General features: G+C 61.7%; 15 protein-coding genes. 3 read left to right on the top strand and 12 right to left on the bottom strand.

The features are described from left to right. Positions 1 to 36 precede the first annotated feature (36 nt). The 9 genes from aroC to QWI75_RS08510 form a co-directional block, all read right to left on the bottom strand. Positions 37 to 1,200 (bottom strand): chorismate synthase, encoded by a 1,164-nt coding sequence (gene aroC / locus QWI75_RS08550; protein ID WP_289268278.1) that lies wholly within the window; start codon positions 1,198 to 1,200, stop codon positions 37 to 39. 52 nt (positions 1,201 to 1,252) lie between these two features. Continuing rightward, complete coding sequence (gene aspS, locus QWI75_RS08545; protein WP_289268277.1) at positions 1,253 to 3,016, bottom strand: aspartate--tRNA ligase; 1,764 nt, start codon at positions 3,014 to 3,016, stop codon at positions 1,253 to 1,255. After that, the gene (locus tag QWI75_RS08540) at positions 3,013 to 3,855 is read right to left on the bottom strand and encodes a pseudouridine synthase (RefSeq protein WP_289268276.1); all 843 of its coding nucleotides are present in this window, start codon (positions 3,853 to 3,855) and stop codon (positions 3,013 to 3,015) included. The genes aspS and QWI75_RS08540 overlap by 4 nt, the downstream gene beginning before the upstream one ends. A gap of 68 nt (positions 3,856 to 3,923) precedes the next feature. Beyond that, positions 3,924 to 5,480: a glutamine-hydrolyzing GMP synthase gene (gene guaA / locus QWI75_RS08535; protein WP_289268275.1), complete on the bottom strand. Its 1,557-nt coding sequence runs from the start codon at positions 5,478 to 5,480 to the stop codon at positions 3,924 to 3,926. A 101-nt stretch (positions 5,481 to 5,581) separates the two neighbouring features. After that, the gene (guaB, locus tag QWI75_RS08530) at positions 5,582 to 7,048 is read right to left on the bottom strand and encodes an IMP dehydrogenase (RefSeq protein WP_289268274.1); all 1,467 of its coding nucleotides are present in this window, start codon (positions 7,046 to 7,048) and stop codon (positions 5,582 to 5,584) included. A 139-nt stretch (positions 7,049 to 7,187) separates the two neighbouring features. Beyond that, the gene (locus QWI75_RS08525; RefSeq protein ID WP_289268273.1) at positions 7,188 to 10,148 is read right to left on the bottom strand and encodes a 6-bladed beta-propeller; all 2,961 of its coding nucleotides are present in this window, start codon (positions 10,146 to 10,148) and stop codon (positions 7,188 to 7,190) included. A gap of 242 nt (positions 10,149 to 10,390) precedes the next feature. Next, complete coding sequence (scpB, locus tag QWI75_RS08520) at positions 10,391 to 11,341, bottom strand: SMC-Scp complex subunit ScpB (RefSeq protein ID WP_289268272.1); 951 nt, start codon at positions 11,339 to 11,341, stop codon at positions 10,391 to 10,393. A gap of 21 nt (positions 11,342 to 11,362) precedes the next feature. Then, positions 11,363 to 12,130 (bottom strand): segregation and condensation protein A, encoded by a 768-nt coding sequence (locus QWI75_RS08515; protein WP_289268271.1) that lies wholly within the window; start codon positions 12,128 to 12,130, stop codon positions 11,363 to 11,365. 109 nt (positions 12,131 to 12,239) lie between these two features. Continuing rightward, complete coding sequence (locus tag QWI75_RS08510; protein WP_289268270.1) at positions 12,240 to 13,310, bottom strand: pentapeptide repeat-containing protein; 1,071 nt, start codon at positions 13,308 to 13,310, stop codon at positions 12,240 to 12,242. 216 nt (positions 13,311 to 13,526) lie between these two features. On the opposite strand from QWI75_RS08510, the gene QWI75_RS08505 reads away from it, so the two are divergent. Continuing rightward, positions 13,527 to 14,210, top strand: coding sequence for a S16 family serine protease (locus QWI75_RS08505; RefSeq protein ID WP_289268269.1), 684 nt, complete (start codon positions 13,527 to 13,529; stop codon positions 14,208 to 14,210). Between the two features lie 233 nt (positions 14,211 to 14,443). Here the strand turns inward: QWI75_RS08505 and QWI75_RS08500 are convergent, their stop codons facing one another. The 3 genes from QWI75_RS08500 to QWI75_RS08490 form a co-directional block, all read right to left on the bottom strand. Then, positions 14,444 to 14,938 (bottom strand): hypothetical protein, encoded by a 495-nt coding sequence (locus QWI75_RS08500; protein ID WP_289268268.1) that lies wholly within the window; start codon positions 14,936 to 14,938, stop codon positions 14,444 to 14,446. A gap of 116 nt (positions 14,939 to 15,054) precedes the next feature. Further along, positions 15,055 to 16,041: a PKD domain-containing protein gene (locus tag QWI75_RS08495; RefSeq protein WP_289268267.1), complete on the bottom strand. Its 987-nt coding sequence runs from the start codon at positions 16,039 to 16,041 to the stop codon at positions 15,055 to 15,057. Between the two features lie 79 nt (positions 16,042 to 16,120). Beyond that, positions 16,121 to 17,293 carry an alpha/beta hydrolase gene (locus QWI75_RS08490; RefSeq protein ID WP_289268266.1) on the bottom strand — a complete coding sequence of 391 codons (1,173 nt, stop codon included), beginning with the start codon at positions 17,291 to 17,293 and terminating at the stop codon, positions 16,121 to 16,123. A 76-nt stretch (positions 17,294 to 17,369) separates the two neighbouring features. Between QWI75_RS08490 and QWI75_RS08485 the strand changes: the two genes are divergently transcribed. Continuing rightward, positions 17,370 to 17,753: a cupredoxin domain-containing protein gene (locus QWI75_RS08485; protein ID WP_289268265.1), complete on the top strand. Its 384-nt coding sequence runs from the start codon at positions 17,370 to 17,372 to the stop codon at positions 17,751 to 17,753. A gap of 136 nt (positions 17,754 to 17,889) precedes the next feature. Next, positions 17,890 to 19,380, top strand: coding sequence for a class I SAM-dependent methyltransferase (locus QWI75_RS08480; protein WP_289268264.1), 1,491 nt, complete (start codon positions 17,890 to 17,892; stop codon positions 19,378 to 19,380). Positions 19,381 to 19,680: the final 300 nt, after the last annotated feature.

The following is a 19,680-nucleotide window of genomic DNA, read 5'->3' as shown; positions in this document are numbered from 1 at the left end:
CACAGCCGCGAAGGACCACGGCGTACTTGAAACAGGTTACGCTTCGTCCGGGCTTGGATTGCGCTTGACGGAACTCTTGACGCCTGTGGCCTGCGGGACCTGTTCTCGGTTGCCGGCAAGCTTGGGCGTCGGTGTGGACACGTCGGCGTTCTGGGCCCGATGCAACAGCGCATGGTCCATGAGCACCAGCGCCATCATGGCCTCGGCGATCGGGGTCGCCCTGATACCCACGCAGGGATCGTGGCGTCCGAGCGTCTCGACCGTCACCGGACGGCCCTGCTTGTCGATCGACTGTCTGGGAATCCTGATGCTAGACGTGGGCTTGATCGCGATCGTGACGACGACATCCTGCCCCGACGAGATGCCGCCCAGGATGCCGCCGGCATGGTTGCTGGCAAAGCCCTCCGGGGTCAGCTCGTCTCCATGTTCCGATCCTCGCTGGGCCACGGACGCGAATCCGGCCCCGATCTCGACTCCCTTCACCGCATTGATGCTCATCATGGCCGAAGCCAGGTCCGCGTCCAACTTGGCATAGACCGGATCGCCCCACCCGACCGGCACGCCTTCCGCCACGGCTGTGATTTTCGCCCCGACGGAATCGCCGGATTTGCGGAGTTCATCCATGAAGGATTCCAGTTTTTCCACCATGGTCCCATCGCCGGCAAAGAACGGATTGCTCCGCGCCGCATCCCAGGACACAAACGGAATTTCGATCGGTCCTAACTGGGCCAGATAGCCGCGGATCACGATGCCATACTTCTCCCCGAGCCATTTCTTCGCGATGGCGCCGGCCGCCACGCGGACCGCTGTTTCCCTGGCCGACGACCGGCCTCCGCCGCGGTAATCCCGGATGCCGTATTTCTGCCAATAGGTGTAGTCGGCATGGCCTGGCCTGAAGGTCTCGGCCAGGTTGCCGTAATCCCGGCTCCGCGCGTCTTCGTTGCGGATCAACAGCGCGATCGGCGTTCCGGTCGTCTTGCCCTCAAAGACCCCGGAGAGGATCTCGACCCGATCCGATTCCTGCCGTTGCGTGACATGGCGGGACGTGCCGGGTTTCCGGCGATCGAGTTCCTGTTGAATGTCTTCGACCGAGAGGTTCAAGCCGGGCGGACAGCCGTCGACCACACAGCCGATCGCCGGCCCGTGACTTTCGCCGAAGGAGGTGATGCAGAAGATCTTTCCAAAGGTATTTCCGGCCATGTCAGCCTTGATGGGAACGAATCGCTGCTGGCGAACCGGCTCGCCGCTCGCACTACTCGATCGTGTCGAGCTTGATGAACAGCTCTTTCAGTTGCTCGGGGGTGACGGCCGAGGGAGCGTCGGTCATCAGACATTGCGCCTTCTGGGTCTTGGGGAAGGCGATCACGTCCCGAATGGAGTCGGCTCCGCCCAGCAGCATGACCAGCCGGTCCAGCCCGAACGCGATCCCGCCGTGGGGCGGCGCTCCATAGTCCAGCGCGTCGAGCAGGAATCCGAACTGGCGCTGCGCCTGGTCCTTGCCGATCCCCAGCAGATCAAGGATTCTGAGCTGGATCTCGCGGCGATGGTTGCGGATGCTGCCGCCGCCGATCTCGTTGCCGTTCAGCACCATGTCGTAAGCCTTGGCCCTGGCCTGGCCGGGATTGCCGTCCAGGAGCGGCAGGTCTTCGTCCATCGGCGCCGCAAAGGGATTGTGCATGAACACGTAGCGGCCAAGCTCCGGATCGTAGTCCAGCAACGGAAACTCGATGACCCACAGGGGTTTCCACTCCCCTTCTCGGATCAAGCCCAGTTCCTTGCCGAAGTAGAGCCGCAGCCGTCCGAGCACGTCATGAACGACCTTCGCTTGATCCGCCACGAACAGCAACAGATCGCCGGGCTTGGCGTCCGGCACGGAAGCGAGGAACTGCTCGCGATGCAGGAACTTGGCGATGACCGATTCGAGCTGCCCCTCCCCCGTGATCTTAACCCAGGCCAATCCTTTGGCGCCGAACCCTTTGGCCAGTTCGCCGATCGCATCGATCCGGCTCCGGGGAATCTCCGCTCCCCCTTTCACAATGATCGCCTTGACGAGGCCGCCCTTGGCCGCCGTGTCCCGGAAGACCTTGAACTCCGTCGTCTTCGCAAACTCCGTCAGGTCATGCAGCGGCATGTCGAACCGCAAATCAGGCTTGTCGGACCCATAGCGCCCGACCGCCTCCTGGTAGGTCAAGCGAGGGAACGGCATCGGAAGATCCACGCTTCCAACAGCCTTGAAGGCCCGACTGATCATCTGTTCCATCGTCCCCATGACCTGGTCGCGATCGACGAATGACATTTCCAGGTCGATCTGCGTGAACTCCGGTTGGCGGTCGTTCCGCAGGTCCTCGTCGCGGAAACAGCGGGCAATCTGGTAATACCGGTCGCAGCCGCTCACCATGAGAATCTGCTTGAACAACTGCGGCGATTGAGGCAGCGCGAAGAAATAACCCGGATTGACTCTCGACGGCACCAGATAGTCGCGGGCCCCCTCCGGCGTGCTCTTGGTCAGGATCGGGGTTTCGATCTCCAGAAACCCTTCCCGGTTCAAAAAGGCACGGACCTCTTGCGTCAGCGCATGGCGGATCTGCAACAGCCGCTGCATCGGGGGGCGGCGTAGGTCTAGAAACCGGTATTTCAGCCGCAAGGCCTCGGTGACGTCCCCCTCCCCATCGATCATGAACGGCGGCGTCTTGGCCTCGTTCAGGATCTCCACCTCGTCGATCATGACCTCGATCTCCCCGGTGGCCAGATCGGGATTGGCCGAGCCTTCCGGGCGGCGCGCCACGGTCCCGCTGACGGAGACGACGAATTCGCTTCGCAGCCCATGCGCCTGCCGGTGCGCGCCGGCGCTGATCTCGGGGTTGAACACCACCTGCGTCAGGCCATACCGGTCGCGCAGGTCGATGAAGATGACGTTACCATGGTCGCGACGCCGGTGGACCCACCCGTTGAGCACGACGGTCTGCCCGACATGCTGCTTGGTCAATTCACCGCAATGGTGTGTCCGGAACTTCATGCAACACTCGCTTTCTTCGGCTGATGCTTCTTCGTCCTCGCAGGCTTGGCCCAGCCCGCTCGCCTGACCGGCCGTTTGGCCCGCGCGGGTGCTTCTCCACGTTCGACCGCCGCGACCCGCTCCTCGACCAGCTCACGGAGGACATTGGCTTCCCGATCTGTCAGGAACCGGTATTCGCCCGGCTCCAGATTGTCGAGCGACAACGGCCCCATCTTCACTCGAACCAGCTTGATCACCGGATGGCCGACGGCGTCCAGCATGCGCTTGACCTGATGCTTGCGTCCCTCGCGGATGGTGAGCTCCAGCCAGGAATTCTGCTCGGCCTTCTTGATCTTCTTGACGTGGGCCGGACTGGTCATGCCGTCTTCCAAACTGACACCCTGTTCCAACCTCCTGATCTCTTCATCCGTGAGCACGCCCTTTACTTTGATGAGATAGGTCTTGGGGACATGGTACCGGGGGTGCAACAGGGCTTGAGCCAGATCACCGTGGTTCGTCAGCAACATCAGGCCTTCGCTGTCGAAATCCAACCGGCCGACCGGAAACACCCGCACAGACACGCCGCGCAGATAGTCCTTCACGGTGGGACGCCCACCCGGATCATCCAACGTGGACATCACGTTCTTGGGCTTATTCAGGACCAGATACACGAACGGCTGCGCCGCGCTGAGATGCTTGCCGTCCACTTTGACGTGATCGCGCGCCGGATCAACCTTCGTCCCCAGCTCGGTGATCACCTTCCCGTTGACCGTCACACGGCCTGCCGCGATCAACGCCTCCGCCTTGCGACGGGAAGCCAGCCCACTACCGGCGATGAGTTTTTGGAGACGAATTGTCATCTCGTCATTCGTCAATCGTCACTCGATAAGAGTTCTCTGCTCGCGTTTGACTGTTGACGGTTGACGTCTTACTCCCACTCGATCGTGCTTGGCGGTTTCGAGCTGATATCGTAGACTACCCGGTTTACGCCCCGCACCTCGTTGATGATCCGCGATGAGATGGTCGCCAGGACTTCGCCTGGCAGACGCGCCCAATCCGCCGTCATCCCGTCCAGACTGGTCACGGCGCGGACGGCCACGACATGCTCATAGGTCCGCTGATCGCCCATGACCCCGACGCTCTTGATCGGCAAGAGCACGGCGAAGGCCTGCCAGGTGTCGCGGTACAAGCCGGCGCGTTTGATTTCCTCCAGCACGATCACGTCGGCTTCCCGCACGATCCGGAGCCGGTCCTCCGTCACCGTACCGATGATGCGGATAGCCAGCCCCGGGCCGGGGAACGGCTGCCGCCACACGATCTCGTCGGCAATGCCGAGTTCCTTGCCCAAGACACGTACTTCATCCTTGAACAGCTCGCGCAGCGGCTCGATCAGGCGCAACTTCATCCTGGTGGGAAGGCCGCCCACGTTGTGATGGGTCTTGATGGTGGCCGACGGCCCCTTGAAGCTGACGCTTTCGATCACATCGGGGTAAAGGGTCCCCTGCACCAGATAGGCAGCCTTGCCGTTCCGCATCGCTTCCGCCTCGAAAAACTTGATGAACAGCCGTCCGATGATCTTGCGTTTTCGTTCCGGATCGATGGTGCGGGCCAAAGCCGCCAGGAATTCCCGGCCCTTCCCCAGCACCCGCACGTTCATCTTGAACTGCGCGGCAAAGGTCTTGCGGACCTTCTCGACTTCCCCCTGCCGCAACAGCCCATTGTCCACGAACACGCAGGTGAGCCGATCGCCGATCGCCCGGTGCGTCAGGACCGCCGCGACCGACGAATCGACTCCGCCGCTAAGCGCGCAGATCACGCGGGCGTCCCCGACCTGCTCGCGGATCTGCTTCACGCTGGTCTCGACATAGGAACTCATCGTCCAGGTCGGCTTGCACCCGCAGATGTCGAGCACGAAGTTCCGCAGCATCCGCGTGCCTTCCGGGGTATGGGCGACCTCCGGATGAAACTGGAGACAATAGATCCGCCGCTTCGCATCCACGGCCTTCATGGCCGCGACAGGAGAATTGGCGGTATGCGCGATCGACCGGAATCCCTTGGGCATGCGCTCGATCCGGTCGCCATGCGACATCCAGACCGTTGTGGTCTTGCCCCCGCCGATGCCTTTGAAGAGATCGGAGGTATCGTCCAGCAGAAGTTCCGCGCGGCCGTATTCCCGCTTGGCCGCCTTCTCCACCTCGCCGTCCATCAGATGCGTGACTAATTGCATCCCGTAGCAGATGCCCAGCACCGGGATCTGTTGATTGAGGACCTCAACCGAAATCTTGGGCGCCTTTTTCTCGTAGACGCTCGCCGGCCCGCCGGAGAGGATAATGCCGCTGGGACGGTAGGCCAGGATCGTCGCCAGCGGAACGGTGCAGGGCAGGATTTGCGAATAGACCTGCGCCTCGCGGATGCGGCGCGCGATCAGTTGCGTGTATTGAGATCCGAAGTCGAGGACGAGAATTCGATCGTGCCAGAGTTCCATTGAACGTCAACCGTAAGTCGTCATACGTCAAGCGAGGGGATCGGAGGAAGGTCAAGCGATGAGGCCGATTGACGGTTCACGATTGACGTGCGCCGTGAACCCTACTCCCAATCCATGCGGTAGTTCGGGGCTTCTTTGGTGATGATCACGTCGTGCACGTGGCCCTCCCGCAAGCCGGCCACCGTCTGGCGGATGAAGCGGGCGTTCTGCTGCAATTCGGCGATCGTCTTGCATCCGCAATAGCCCATTCCGGAACGGAGGCCCCCGACCAATTGAAACACGACGTTCGAAAGCGGCCCCTTGTAGGGCACGCGGCCCTCGATGCCTTCCGGCACCAGTTTGGCCTCCGGCCGTCCCGCCTGCCCGTACCGGTCCTTGCCCCCGCGCTCCATCGCGCCGATGGAGCCCATGCCCCGGTACACCTTGTAGGTGCGGGCCTGGTACAGCACGGTTTCACCGGGCGACTCTTCCGTCCCGGCGAACAGGCTCCCGATCATGACAGCCGACGCGCCGGCGGCCAGCGCCTTGGTCACGTCGCCCGAAAACTTGATGCCGCCGTCCGCGATGACCGGCACGCCGGACCCGGCGGCGGCCTTGGCGCACTCGGCGATGGCCGTGAGCTGCGGCATGCCGGCTCCGGACACGATGCGCGTGGTGCAAATCGACCCGGGACCGACCCCGACCTTGATGGCGTCCACGCCGGCTCTCAGCAGATCCTTCGCCGCCTCGGCGGTCGCAATGTTCCCCGCCGTCACCTGCAACCGGGGATATTTCTTCTTTACCATCTTGACACGGTCGAGCACCGCTTGCGAATGGCCGTGGGCCGTGTCCACCACGACCAGATCCACGCCCGCCTTCACCAGCAATTCCACCCGCTGATCCGTATCCGGCCCCACCCCGATGGCGGCGCCCACGCGGAGCCGACCGTGCTCGTCCTTGCAGGCGTTCGGATACTTGATGCGTTTTTCGATGTCCTTGATCGTGATCAGGCCCTTCAGCTCGAACTGCTTGTTGACGACCGGCAATTTTTCGATGCGGTGCTCGTGCAGGATCTCCCGGGCCTTCTCCAGCGTCGTGCCTTCCGGCGCCGTCACAAGCTTCTCGCGTTTCATGACCTGCGAGACCTTCAAATCCATCCGGGTCTCGAACCGGAGATCGCGGTTGGTGAGTATGCCGACGAGCTTGCCGTGCTTCGTGACCGGAATCCCGGAAATGCGGTAGCGGGTCATCAGCTCATGGGCGTCCCGGATGGTCTGATCCGGCGAGATCGTCACGGGATCGAGGATCATGCCGCTTTCCGACTTCTTCACGCGATCCACCTCGGCCGCCTGGTCAACCGGCGAGAGGACGCGATGGACGATTCCGATCCCTCCTTCCCGGGCCATGGCGATCGCGAGGCGGGCTTCCGTGACCGTGTCCATCGCCGCGCTCATGATCGGGATGTGCACTCCGACGGTCCTCGTCACCATGGTGCGCGTATCGACCTCATTGGGCAGCACGTTCGACCGCGCCGGCACCAGCACCACGTCATCGAACGTCAGACCGATCGGAGTATTGTCATCCAGCATGAGTCACCTGTAGGAGCATACGCCTCGGCCGCGCATAGGACGCTCGTCCCGAACCCGCAAGCCTCAAGTAGAATGGAACACGAAGATGAACGACGGCCGGCCGACCAGGCGAAGATCAGAAACGCGAGGGCTCTACTCGTCAGGACGGTTGCGCGGTCCGCTGGTCGCTCAACGCCGCGGCCGCTTCCGCCTCCTCCCTCAGCCGCTCTTCTCCTTCTTCCGCCGGCATGAACTGCTGAATTCTGGCGTTAGCGCTGTCCACGACGAAGATGCTGCCCCGCGGACCCACCGCAATTCCATAGGGGAAGTTGAATTGCCCGTCGCCGTTGCCGAAGCCGCCCCATTGCGTGATGAAATTGCCCTCGCGGTCGAACTTTTCGATCCGATGGTTGCCGGCGTCGGACACATAGACATCCCCGTTGGCATCGACCGCGATGCCCCACGGGTTCCGAAGCTGCCCCGCCTCGACCGCGGTCGGACTGCTGGCATGGCCGGCGTCCACGCTACCGCCCCACTTGGTCAACAGTTGCGGCAAGACGTTCGTGCTGGTGTCGAACTTCTGGATGCGGTGGTTGCCCATGTCCACGACGTAGACAGACCCGTCGGATTCGTCGACCGCAATGCCGCGCGGAAAATAGAACTGCCCGTCGTGGTTGCCGAAGCTGCCCCAGGCCATGATGAATTCGCCCGTGAGGTCGAACTTTTGCACGCGGAAATTCGCGCTGTCCACCACGTACACATAGCCCCGCACGCGGTCGACGGCGATGCCCCAGGGCGCGTTGAACTGTCCTTCGCCGTTGCCTCGCGAGCCAAACTTCATGAGGTAGCCGCCGAGCTTGCCATCGAACTTCTGCACGCGGTGGTTGTTGGTGTCCACCACCCACACGTCGCCCTTCGCGTCGCAGGCGATTCCCGTCGGGTTGTGGAAGCTCCCGTTGGCCGACCCGAACGACCCCCAGAGAATGATGAAATTGCCCGCGCTGTCGAACTTCTGGACGCGATTGTTGCCGTTGTCCACCACGAATACGCCGCCCTGTTGATCGACGGCCAAGCCATACAACGGGGGCATGAACTCGCCGCCGTGCAGCAAGGAGGCTCCACGTCCCGGCTTCCCCCACTTCGACACGCAGAGATAACCCGACGTATTGACCAGGATCGTCGCGCTGGCCGGGACCGAAATGTTCTGCCCCAGATCCTTGAACCACACGTAGATCGTCTTTTGCCCGTCGCCCGGCGACAGCACGAACGGAATCGTCGCTCCGAACTTCAGGGCCGGCTCGACCTCCACCCACCCGGGACTGCCGGCCATCGGAGCCATCGGGTTCTCGGAGATGTAGTAGGCCCCCACACCAGAATCCACGTCGTTGGCCGAAATCGTGACGATGATTTCCGGGGTATTGGTCATGAACGCGCCGTGGTTGATCACGGCGGACGGGGTTTGCGGCGCGGTCATGTCGATCAGCACCGGGGTTGCCGTCACCTCCGCCGAGAGCCCGCTCTCGACCTCGCCTTCGTAAACCGCGGTCAGCGCATAATAATAGGCGGTGTCGTTACTGAGCCCGCTATGGACATAGGGATTCTCCACGCCTTCAATCTTGGTGGCCCCTTCTTTCGTGAAGCCGGAATTGGTGCTGAAGTAGAGGTTGTAGGAGACGGCTCCGGGCATCTCCATCCAGCTCACCGTGACCTCGGTATCACCGGCCTTGGCCACGACGCCGCGCGGAGTCTTGTCGTCCCCGGCTTCCTCCCGTTTCGCCTGGAGCGTGCGGTTCAGCTCTTCTTCGGTCGGCACGTATTTGATGATGCGGTTGTTGCCGCTGTCCACCACGAACACGTTGCCTTCCTTGTCGATGGCGATGCCGGACGGGAAATTGAGCTGGCCTTCGCTCAGACCCCGGTTGCCCCACGAACAGAGAAAGGTCCCGTTGCCGTCGAACTTCTGGATGCGATGATTCTCCTGATCCACAACATAGACGTACCCCATGGCGTCACAGGCGACGCCCCAGGGACGCTTGAATTGCCCCGGTCCGCCGCCCTCGCGCCCCCACTTCGTCAGGAAACTCCCGCGGGTGTCGAATTTCTGGATGCGGTGGTTCCCCTCTTCTGACACGTAAATGTTTCCGACGAAATCGACCGCAATGCCCCGCGGGTAGAAAAATGCGCCGTCATAGCTGCCATCGCGCCCCCACTTGAGGAGCGGCGTGCCGTCGTGGGCGAACTTCTGAATGCGGGCGTTGCTCGTGTCCGACACGTAGAGGTTGCCTTCGCGGTCGGTCGCCACTCCCCAGGGCACATCGAAACGCCCGATGTCGGCGCCTCGCCAGGCAAAGCCGAATTTGCCCCAGGTATGCATATAGTTGCCGTCCGAATCGAACTTCTGAATACGGTTGTTCCCGCTGTCCGCTACGTACACCTCGCCCTCGGACCCGACGGCCACACCGCGCGGATAATAAAACTCGCCCTCGGCGGCCCCGGGATTGCCGCCCCACCGAGCGAGAAACTTGCCGGTCTTGTCGAATTTCTGAATCGAATGGTTGTCGGTGTCGCCCACGTAGATATTGCCATCCTTGTCGAGGGCGACCCCGGTCGGAGAGTTGAATTCGCCGTCATCCACCCCCTCGCAGCCGATGATCTGGGCGACCAGATAGGGCGACGGAATCGTCATGACTTCTTCGGACTCCGGGCTTTCCCCCTTCTGCGTGACCACCGTGACGACATAGTGGTAGCAGGTGCCGTTGGCGAGGTCTTCATGCAGGTAGGGCGAGGAGGGGCCTTCGATGCAGGTGCCCTTTTCTTTGGTCACACCGATCTTGGTCTTGAAGTCCTGGGGGCCTGCGATCGGCCGCGTCAATTCGGAGAATTTGATCTGCACGCCTTTGGTCGTCATGTAGTAGATGTTGTAGTACATGGCGTCCGGAACCGGGTCCCAGGTCAGCAACACACGGCCGTTGCCCGGCTGAGCCTTGAGATTCGCCGGCGCGGGAGGAAGTTCTTCTTCTGCCGTCACTTCGCCGGTCCCCCACTCGTCCGACCCGGACTGGGCGGACAGCAGCAGGCGGGATCGATGATCTTCTTCCTCGAAAAGCCAGGTGAGACTCATGGGGTTGCCTCGTTCCTTTGTTCAGGATTTCAACTGCTTAGATTGCGCTCGCGTCATGACGATTCTTAAGAGGTGGGAGTCTAGCAAAGGCTCAAGAAGGGCGTCAAGGAGCGGAGCCGAGCAGGGCTTCAGCAGGGATACAGAGCAGGCCGCGGGCCATGGAACAAGCAAGATCTGCGGCCGCCGGCATTATTCCAGCCCATCAGAACACAGGGGAGGAAGGCTGCGGAAAGACGGACTGATCAGGCGTTGGCCGACTCCGGAATCAAATCCGGCATGGTCTCAGCCTCATCCGTGGCTTCGATCCTATCGTTGGATTCGTCGATCGTGAGGCAGGGAGCATCGTGCAATTCCGGCGATAACGAATCTGCCGAGGCCAGTCCCGCCTGTTCCTCGGCCATCGCATGGGAGCAGTCCGGCTCGGGATCGCGCTCGTCGCCCGTCCCGCCGAGGGCCTCTTCGCTCAGGAGCGACACTTGATCGCCCTCACCCAACTCCTTGAATTCACGCAGCGGCGGCAGATCGGCCAGACTCTTGAGCCCAAAATGTTCCAAGAAATGCTTGGTCGTGCCGTACATGATCGGGCGGCCAGGCTCGTCCTTGCGTCCCACCATCCGGACCAACTTGCGCTCGAGCAGCGTCCGCAGGACACCGGACGTCTCCACGCCGCGGATTTTTTCGATCTCTCCGCGGACGATCGGCTGGCGGTAGGCGATGATCGCCAACGACTCCACCGCCGACCGGGACAACTTGGCCGGCGCCTTGGCCTTGTCCAAGCGCCTGATCCAGGGCGCAAACTGTTCTTTGGTGGCCAGCCGGTATCCGCCGGCCACCTGGACCACCTGGAGCGCGCGTCCCTCCTGCTGATAGTCCTGCTGGAGTTCACGCAGCGCCATCTGCACGTGACTTTTGGTCACATGGCCGAGAATCGCCGTGCAACGCTCGACCGAGAGCGGCTCGCCGGACACGAACAGCAGGGCTTCCAGTACGGCCTTGATCTCCGCATCGGCCGGGTGCGCCTCGTCCCGTTCGCCAGTCATCGCTGGATTCGTGACGCCGGATGGATCGACTTCGGCCGTTTCGTTCGGATCGCATATCCCGCCCACATACGCGCCGTCTCCGTTCGATTCATTCTGCGCCGATATTTCAAACGACTCGGCCGCCGGCTCGATTCGATCACCGAGGTCACTCATCGCCCCACCTCCTCGTCCTTCTTAACTCTCTTCGACCTGGTCTTCGACGTCGGCCATAGCCGTAAACGTCCGCGAGATCAGGATCGTGCCGAACAACTCCGCTTGATAGGCGCGGATGATTCGCAGCCGGATCAATTCGAGCAATGCCAGGAACGTCACGATCACCATCGCCCGCGTGATCGGCCCTTCGAACAACTCACCGAACGTCGCCGATTCCCGAGCCTCCAGCCGTTCCACAATGACATTCATTTGGTTCCGAACCGTCAGGTGATCGGGAATGATGTCCATGACGGTCGCGGCCGGCGTACGGGCAAGGATGTCGTGCAAGGCATCGACCAACTCAAACAAAGAGACATCCTCCGCGAGATATTCCTCCGGTTCCTCGGCCGGCAAGGGTTCAGGCGGCCTGGTGAAGACGTTCCGCCACCGCCGCGACTGGTCTTCCAGTTCAGTCGCCGCCTCCTTGAACTGCTTGTACTCCAAGAGACGACGGACCAATTCTTCGCGCGGATCGGGCCCGTCCTCGTCGTCAAGGGCGCGCTCCTCCACCGGCAGCAACATGCGGGATTTGATCTGCAATAGGGTCGCGGCCATGACGAGGAATTCTCCCGCCACGGCCAGATTCAACGAGCGCATGGTTTCCAGATAGTCGAGATACTGCTGGGCAATCAGCGCGATCGGAATATCGTAGATGTTGATCTGGTTCTGCCGGATGAGGTGGAGCAACAGATCGAGCGGACCTTCAAACTTCTCAAGTCGGACCTGATAGGGAAGTTCGACCTGCTCCACAGTATCCTCGGCTTTATAGTTGAATGTTCTCGTACAAGGCGGGCCGTTTTTTCTTATAGCAGCTTATTGGGGGTAGGGGCAAGCCAAAACTCTATATGTGGTAGGTTTTTCAGCCGTTTCGGCTGGACGGGCTTCGCGATCGATAGGTCTGCTTGAGGATCAACAGGGTGAAGATCACGGCGACCGCCGCAACCAGATAGACCGGCAGATAGACGGGCCAGGACGCGGACCCGCTGGAGGGCAACAACCGCTCTCCCTTGAACTTCGTCCTCATAAATTCAGGCGCCTGCTCGAACACGGCGGTCGAAAAATCCCCGGTCCCATTGAACTCCGCATCCGCATAACTGTTGACCGAACGAAAGCCCGCCCCGCGAAACAAGGCAGGCTGCTCAAAGACCGTGAACATGAAATAGACCTCCCGTTCGAACAGGCTCCGCGAGAAATCGGCCACCGAATGAAAATGGCTTCCGGAGAAGCCCGAGCCCTGCGTGAACCGGGCGCCGGCGAAGCGCGCCGGTCCTTGGAAGGTCACTTCCAACAGTTCCGCCAATCCGTTGAACGTGGCCTCGCGAAAGGACACCGCTTCCTGAAAGTGCGCACGGTGAAATCGTGATCGGCCGCTGAACGTCGTCCGATCGAACGTCGCGTCGTGCCAGAACCGATCCTGCACAAAGAATCCTTCGCGCGCAAATTCTGCGCCGGACCAGTCCACTGGACCCAGAAAGATGACCCGCGACCAGTCCTGGAATCCCTCGAACCTCGTGCCGGCCATCGTCACCGGCCCCTCGATCAGCAGGTATCCTTGCTTGCTGCGATGGGTTATCGATCCCCGCACCGTGGAATCCCGGATGGCAATCCCGCCCCTGACAAGGCGAATGTCCTGGGTGCCTTGCCGCGCAATCCAGTCACGCACCGCTACGGGCAGTTTTCGCATCTGTTCGTCCGATGCGACCGGCACCGCATCCAAGCTCAGATCGCCGGTTACCAGAACTCCTTGGAGGTCGACGCCCTGCCCGTCTTTCAGCGCCCGCAAGAGATCCTGTGAGGCGACGGCCTGTTGTTCCCGCTCCAGCGCGGAACAGTCCGCCCCAAGATGCCGGACGTACACCACATTCTGAGATTCACGGCCGACCGAGAGTTCACAGGACAGGACAGGGCCGACGCCGGACAAACCGCTCATCCAGATGATCACAACACTGCCGAGTTGCAGGACCCTCTTGATTGGAGAGTGAAGACTCTGACAAGTCTCCTGCCACACTCGCGGTTTCTCGACCGGCGAGATTCGCGGGCGCGCCCCATTTCTTCGAGATCGATTCACGGAATCTGCCTCACCGGCTACACTATCGCCATGATGCCCTTTGGCAGATCGCGGCTCTCCGGCCTCGCGCAGGCCGAAATGGCGGGGCCCTGTCCGCGCGCCGCCTGGTCGCCGCTCGGCATCGTCACATCCCTGGCTCTATCACTGGCCCTGGCCGCTGCCCCGCCATCCTCTGCTCAGATTGAGTCGGCAATCGAAATTCCCCTGCTCGCCGCTTTTCACGGCAATGATCGGGGCGTCCTTGAAATGGTGCTCATCCATTGGGACAAGAAACCGTCCCCCGATCCGATCGCCCTCCGGTGGATCGCCCGGGAGGTGGTCTATGGTCCCACTCATCTTCAGGCGATGGAAGCGGCCTTTCGGTATGCCATCCAGCGGGCCTCCGTCTCCTCGCACGGCACCCACACTGGAACGGTCTCGGTGCGCGGAGATTCCTACCTCCCCACGACCAGCGACGGACCCAGCGCCGGAGCCGTGATGACAGTGGGGTTTCTAGCGCTGCTACGGGGAGATCCGATTCAACGGGGCATTGCATTGACCGGAACCATTGATCCGGACGGACACATCGGTCCGGTGGGGACCATTCCGGACAAGGTCCGTGCTGCGGCTCGTGAAGGATATCGGACGATCCTGATCCCCGGAGGGCAGTATTACGATCCCCATTGGAACCTGGATCACTTGAGCGTAGAGTTGGGCGTCACCATCCGGGAAGTGAACACGATCGAGGACGCCTACTACCTGATGACTGGACGGCGATTGTAGCCGGTTGATTCGTCGGGAGGAGCAGGGATTGACAGCATTCTCGCCGTCTTCGCAACGGCGGCCTTAGTCGCGAAGGGCACCGTGGCGGACTCGCCGGACTCAGCCAGACGGATGACCTGGAAGCAAAGGTGGGAAGAGTCGACGCCCCTCCTTCTGCCCGTAAGAGGGAATGGGCTACTCTCCCGGGAATAATCCGATCCTAAACGGTTGCAGAACGGCCTCCGCTCCTGCTCCTATCGTTCGTCGTAATCGTCTCCTGAATTGCCGAGTAGATCGTCCGACTTGTCGAGGTAGCCTACGTCCTCGTCTTCGTCGTCCAGCGCGAGGTCCTCGGACATTTCATCTTCCAACGGCTCTTCTCCGAGGTCGATCTCCTCCTCTCCCAATTCTTCGTCCATCTCCTCCATTTCGTCCGGTTCGATGGGCGGGAGTGGCTTCCCCGCTGAAGCCGGCTTTTTCTCAACCGGAGCCGCCGCGGCCTTCCCTACCGCGACCGATTTCTGTTCCGATTTGTGTTCTGTCTTGCCCGCGCCCTTGCTCGCAGGCTTCTTGACCGGCTTGGCCTTCTTCGGGAGATTCCGCTTCGTCTTCTTGGCTACTGACCCCGCTCGGCGAGCCGATGCCGCTTTCGCGCTCTTCTTCTTGACGGGTTTCTTGGCAGGCTTTATGGCGGCCTTCTTCGTGGACTTTTTACCGGCTTTCTTTCCACCCTTTTTCGCAGGGGCCATCGTTCGCGTTCCTCCCTCGTCACAACCGATCGATGCTGATCACGAGGGCACCATCTAGCACGAATGAATAGAGGGTTTCAACCGCGGAATCGTACTCGATGATTCGGGCCTGACGTCTACGGTTCGACCCAAATATTGAGATAGGCCGGCAGACTGTCCGCGCCCTTGACCGTATCGGGGCCTTTCATGTCGGTGACCTGCAACCGGAACCGAAGCAGCCGCTTCGCAGAGACCTTGGGGGCGATGAACGTGGCTTTGGCCTCATTCGGTCCGGTCAGATCGACCTTGAGGCCGCGCACTTGGCTCCATTCGTATCGAAGCGGATCACCATCCGGGTCCACGCTTTGAACCCCGCTGAGCACGACCCGAGCCCCTCCTTTGACCGTCTGGTCCTCACCCGGGTTTGCCAAGGGGGGTCGGTTCGGTTCATCATCGCCGATCACCTGAACATCGAGCGTTCCGACCTTGCCGCGGTTGGCGACGTGAAGTGAGGCCCGGCCTGGGCCTTCCACTCGAATCCAACCGTCTTCGAGCACCCGGACGATGTTCGAATCGCTGGACTCAAATTGGCTGCCTGTCGAGGGGGAATCGATCGCCCGCACCAGCCCGTCCTGGAACAAGCCCACGGCCGGCACTCGCGTGAGCTTGCCAACTGGTTGGACCATCCAGGGCTTCTCCGTCTCGAACTCAATGGTCTCAATCGGAGCCGGCGGTTCCACCTGCAACAGCACCTCATCAAAGTCGGGCCTGGTTCCCAATCGCCCCTGCGTCACCTCGGCGACAGCCAGCAGACGCATCCGCCCTGCCGCCGCCAACGGCACGGTCAGGTGGCCCCCGAACGGAGGCGTGGCCGAGCTATCGGCGATCAGCGCCGGTTCGGCCAGTTGCGGCGGAACCGGCTCCTCTTCATCCCGATACCAGTAATAGGTGATCTTGCGAATTCCTGCCTCGCGCTCGACCTCAACCGAAACAGGGATGGATTGACCAGCCGTCACCACCGTCGACGGTCGCGGGGCGACCAATTCAAAGGCGGCGGTGGTCGCCACGTTCAGGCTGAACGCGCTCAGCCAGAGGAAGCCCCAGCAGATGAGACTGGGTCGCATGCCGCAACACGATTGAGCAGGTGGATCCGGGGGATCAACGGTCTGGTGCGGGCTGGCAGATTCGTGAATGGAAGGCGCCCTACGGCGCGACGAAGGAGAGAAACCGTTCGATGGCATAGGTCGTCACCTGCCCGCATGGCCCGTGGAAGTTGCTGTCGCAACCATGGGTGGCCCAGGGCAGTTTGACATAGACATGCGGAACCCGCAATTGATGCAGCCGCTCGGCCAAGCGATCGCTCTGGGCCGAAGGAATCACCGGGTCGCGGAGACCGTGAATCAACAACGTCGGCGGGGCTCCGTTGGCGAATGTGCGCGGTGAGGCGCTTTCGTAGAGGGGGCGGGCCCCAACCATCTCAAAGGCAACGCCGAGATGGCTCTGAAGCACTCTCCTGACGTCCACCACGGCCTGGCTCCCCGGATTCAGGTACCAATAGCCAAGGTCAGTGGGAGGATACAAAGCAATCACCCCGACGATTGCGGGATCGACTCGCCGATAGGCCGCCAACAGCGCCAGTTGGGCGCCGCTTCCCCGCCCCAACAGGATGATCCGCCGCGAATCGAACCCCACGCTGAGCGCCTGGCCCTTGAGGTATTGGATGGCGTCAAAGAGATCGTCAAGCGCGGCCGGATAAGGAGCGGAAGAGCCCAGCCGATAATCGATCGCGGCGACCGCATAGCCATGGTTCGTCAGGTACACGTTCAGATTCATCTGCTCGGTGCGCGAGCCCGATTCCCAATTCCCGTCATGCAGCACGATGACCAACGGACGCCTGATCGGCTCCCCGGAACCGGGCGCATTGCCCGGCGGGCGGTAGAGATCCACCTCCAACACGACATCCTCCCCGCGCTTGGCATAGCTCATGGCATAGGACTCCACCTGCGGCAAGCTGACACCGCGGAAGAGGTCCTGCCAGACGAGCGGGGCGCCGCGCGCCGGGTGTTCCGCGTTCGCGCGCGGCGCGATATGGCCCATGGCCACAGCCATATCCGCCTTCAAGACCTTTCCGTAGGCCCAGGCCTTGAACACCGGAGCGATCAGCAATACGAGGGCAAACAGTCCCAAGCATGCTCCCATCCGGCTCATGGCGCTCCCCCGCCACCCCGGCAGCCAGAGCAGCAGGACGGGAATCAGAAACCAATAGCCCCATTCCGTCCCGGCCAACGAGACGATCCAGAGGGGTCGGTTGAGCGGCGGCAGCAGGGTCAGGACCCCGACCGCCACGCAAAGCAGCCCCCAAAGTAGGCGTCCCATCGAATGAATCCTTCTCCCAAGCGCGGTCTCTCATGTAGTACAATAGCACGTGGTGGAGGGGACCCAAGGAAATTCCATGAAGGCGCCGATTGTTCGAGCCCTGATTCTGGCTGTCAGCACTATCGGCCTTGTTGGGCTTCCGCTGGAAGCCAGCATGCCGCCGCTTCAGATCACGATTGACAGCGGAGCGCCCTACTTCGTGCCGGTGTCGGCCAACGTGCCATCGGGAACCGCGATTCATTGGACCAATCCGACCGCGTCCCCCCACACGATCACCCACATGGGCTGCGTGGATGAAGAAGGGCGGTGCATGTTCGATTCCGGCACTATACTGCCGGATGGACAGTTCACGGTTCCGGGCCTGCCTCCCGGACGCTATCCCTATTACTGCCAACTCCATCCTATTATGCGAGGTATGCTCGTCGTGACCGATTCGCAGTCCGGCTCGTCGGAGACATGACCTCTGCTCTTCTCGTTCCCTTCCTTGCCCACAATAACCATCGAGTTCACGCTACCTACTCAGCTTGCACCGGCAAAAGGTCATCGTGTAGGCTGACCTGCGCTTATTCGCGCCCACAACACCTGCACACCGCACGATGAAACCATCCGTCGCCCTCCATGACCCGCTGACCCTCACGGATAACATCCTTGTCCAACGGGCCTGGCGCATCCCGGACCTCGTAATCTATCAACAGGGGCAGGACGAATGGTGGGTTGCCCCCCTCGACGACAACCTGCCACTGGTCCGCCTCAATCGGGTCGGCATGGAAATGCTCGGCTCCATGACCGGCCAAATCACGGTCGGCGCGCTGGTGGAGAAGTACGGCAAATGGGTCTGCGGGCCGGATGGCCAGTCCGGTCTCTGGCATCTTCAGCGTTGGGCCCTGCCCAACTATTCCCTTTGCTATTTTGGCACGGAACCGCCCGGCGGCCATCGGCACAAGGCCAAGTGGGATGTATTACTCCAGCAGATTCGGGAGGGCTGGTCCGGCCAAGAGGGCTTCGAGGGAGAAGCCCACCTCGCCGATTTCCACGTGCAAGACCTCAAGGAGGCGGCGGAGGACGACGGCCATTTCGACCTGATCGAAACTACGGTCTCCCACCTGTTTCGTGAGCCCAACGAAGCCCTGGGGGGGCTGACCTACGGGCGACTGTTGATCAAGCAATTGCGCCGGCTCGGCTGGTTCACCCCGAAGCCGAAGGTCATCCTCGAAGTCGGCGGCGGACTCGGCTACGTCGCGAGGGAAATGGGCAAGGATCTGTTGCCATTCGAGAAGCAGGGTATCCACTACCTGTCGCTCGATGTGACGCGGCCGTTTTTGTCTTTGCAGTGGCGACGCGCGAAGGAAGGCGGTTGGACCTGCACCGGCACTCAAGCCAACGGGGAATTCCTTCCATTGAAGGACCATTCCATCGATCTCGTGATCGATAATGAGAACATGGCCGACATGACGCCGGCGAAACTGTCGAAACAGGAACTGCTCACCGGAAGGGGCGAGACACCGTTGCATCAAGAAGCGTTGGACTGGATTCGCCGGCTCCGGCTGCCGATCGAGACCGACCCACCAGATGAGGTCATCTTCAACCTCGGGCCGCTACGATTTGTCGCCGAACTCTGGCGGGTGCTCAAGCCGGGCGGGCGGGCGTTTCTGACCGAGTTCGGAATCGAGGAAGGGTGGCCGGCTCCGGTGAAATTACCGGGCCACACGGAGTATGAAGTGCAATACACCCATTTGCGGCAGGCCGTGCGGTGGCTGGGCTTTCAGGAACGGTACCTGCCGCTTCCGCCGTTCCTCGGCATCAAGCCGGATACCAAGGTGCTCTGCACGGGCGCGGCCTATACCATCCAGCGTTTCTGTCAGGCCTTGGGAAGACCCTTCGCCGTCCGCGCCTACACCGAGCAGGAGCTCGCCGGTGCGATCAAAGAGATGTTGCCGAAACTCATCGGCTGCCACTATCACGACATTGCCGATCCGGCCTGGTTCGGCCTGATCGACTTCAAAGTCCTGCTGCTGGAAAAGCCTGGCGGCGCGCCCCGGCCCGCCTATCAGAACGCTTCGGGCTATCGGTGGTATTCGCAAAAATAAAAGGTTGGACCAACACCCATGTTGGTCCCCTGCTCCCGGAGTGCGCGCCCTCAGAAGGGCCTCACTCGACGGCCGCAATAGGACCAACATGGGTGTGATCCACGGAGGGAACGATCAGCAAGCTCGGAAGGAGCATTTAATCGCCCAAGGCAGGTACGCCAGGCAGGTTGACCCGGGCCGCCCTTCGTGCTCGCGCAACGCGCACACCAAACCAATCCGATTCTCATCAAAGGGCGGTGCTCGTTGAACGCTTCGTGCTCGCGCAACGTGCGGCCTCAGAAGGCCCTCATTGGACGCGCG

It is taken from the genome of Nitrospira tepida, from assembly GCF_947241125.1.
In the GTDB taxonomy this organism is placed as follows: domain Bacteria; phylum Nitrospirota; class Nitrospiria; order Nitrospirales; family Nitrospiraceae; genus Nitrospira_G; species Nitrospira_G tepida.
The sequence above is the reverse complement of the archived record's forward strand: the minus strand, read 5'-3'. Positions and strand labels throughout refer to the sequence as shown.

What these genes read in the sequence shown, in the direction of transcription:
- aroC (WP_289268278.1), bottom strand. Translation starts at nt 1,200, where the DNA reads ATGGCCGGAAATACCTTTGGAAAGATCTTCTGCATCACCTCCTTCGGC.
- aspS (WP_289268277.1), bottom strand. Translation starts at nt 3,016, where the DNA reads ATGAAGTTCCGGACACACCATTGCGGTGAATTGACCAAGCAGCATGTC.
- QWI75_RS08540 (WP_289268276.1), bottom strand. Translation starts at nt 3,855, where the DNA reads ATGACAATTCGTCTCCAAAAACTCATCGCCGGTAGTGGGCTGGCTTCC.
- guaA (WP_289268275.1), bottom strand. Translation starts at nt 5,480, where the DNA reads ATGGAACTCTGGCACGATCGAATTCTCGTCCTCGACTTCGGATCTCAA.
- guaB (WP_289268274.1), bottom strand. Translation starts at nt 7,048, where the DNA reads ATGCTGGATGACAATACTCCGATCGGTCTGACGTTCGATGACGTGGTG.
- QWI75_RS08525 (WP_289268273.1), bottom strand. Translation starts at nt 10,148, where the DNA reads ATGAGTCTCACCTGGCTTTTCGAGGAAGAAGATCATCGATCCCGCCTG.
- scpB (WP_289268272.1), bottom strand. Translation starts at nt 11,341, where the DNA reads ATGAGTGACCTCGGTGATCGAATCGAGCCGGCGGCCGAGTCGTTTGAA.
- QWI75_RS08510 (WP_289268270.1), bottom strand. Translation starts at nt 13,310, where the DNA reads ATGAGCGGTTTGTCCGGCGTCGGCCCTGTCCTGTCCTGTGAACTCTCG.
- QWI75_RS08505 (WP_289268269.1), top strand. Translation starts at nt 13,527, where the DNA reads ATGGCGGGGCCCTGTCCGCGCGCCGCCTGGTCGCCGCTCGGCATCGTC.
- QWI75_RS08500 (WP_289268268.1), bottom strand. Translation starts at nt 14,938, where the DNA reads ATGGCCCCTGCGAAAAAGGGTGGAAAGAAAGCCGGTAAAAAGTCCACG.
- QWI75_RS08495 (WP_289268267.1), bottom strand. Translation starts at nt 16,041, where the DNA reads ATGCGACCCAGTCTCATCTGCTGGGGCTTCCTCTGGCTGAGCGCGTTC.
- QWI75_RS08490 (WP_289268266.1), bottom strand. Translation starts at nt 17,293, where the DNA reads ATGGGACGCCTACTTTGGGGGCTGCTTTGCGTGGCGGTCGGGGTCCTG.
- QWI75_RS08485 (WP_289268265.1), top strand. Translation starts at nt 17,370, where the DNA reads ATGAAGGCGCCGATTGTTCGAGCCCTGATTCTGGCTGTCAGCACTATC.
- QWI75_RS08480 (WP_289268264.1), top strand. Translation starts at nt 17,890, where the DNA reads ATGAAACCATCCGTCGCCCTCCATGACCCGCTGACCCTCACGGATAAC.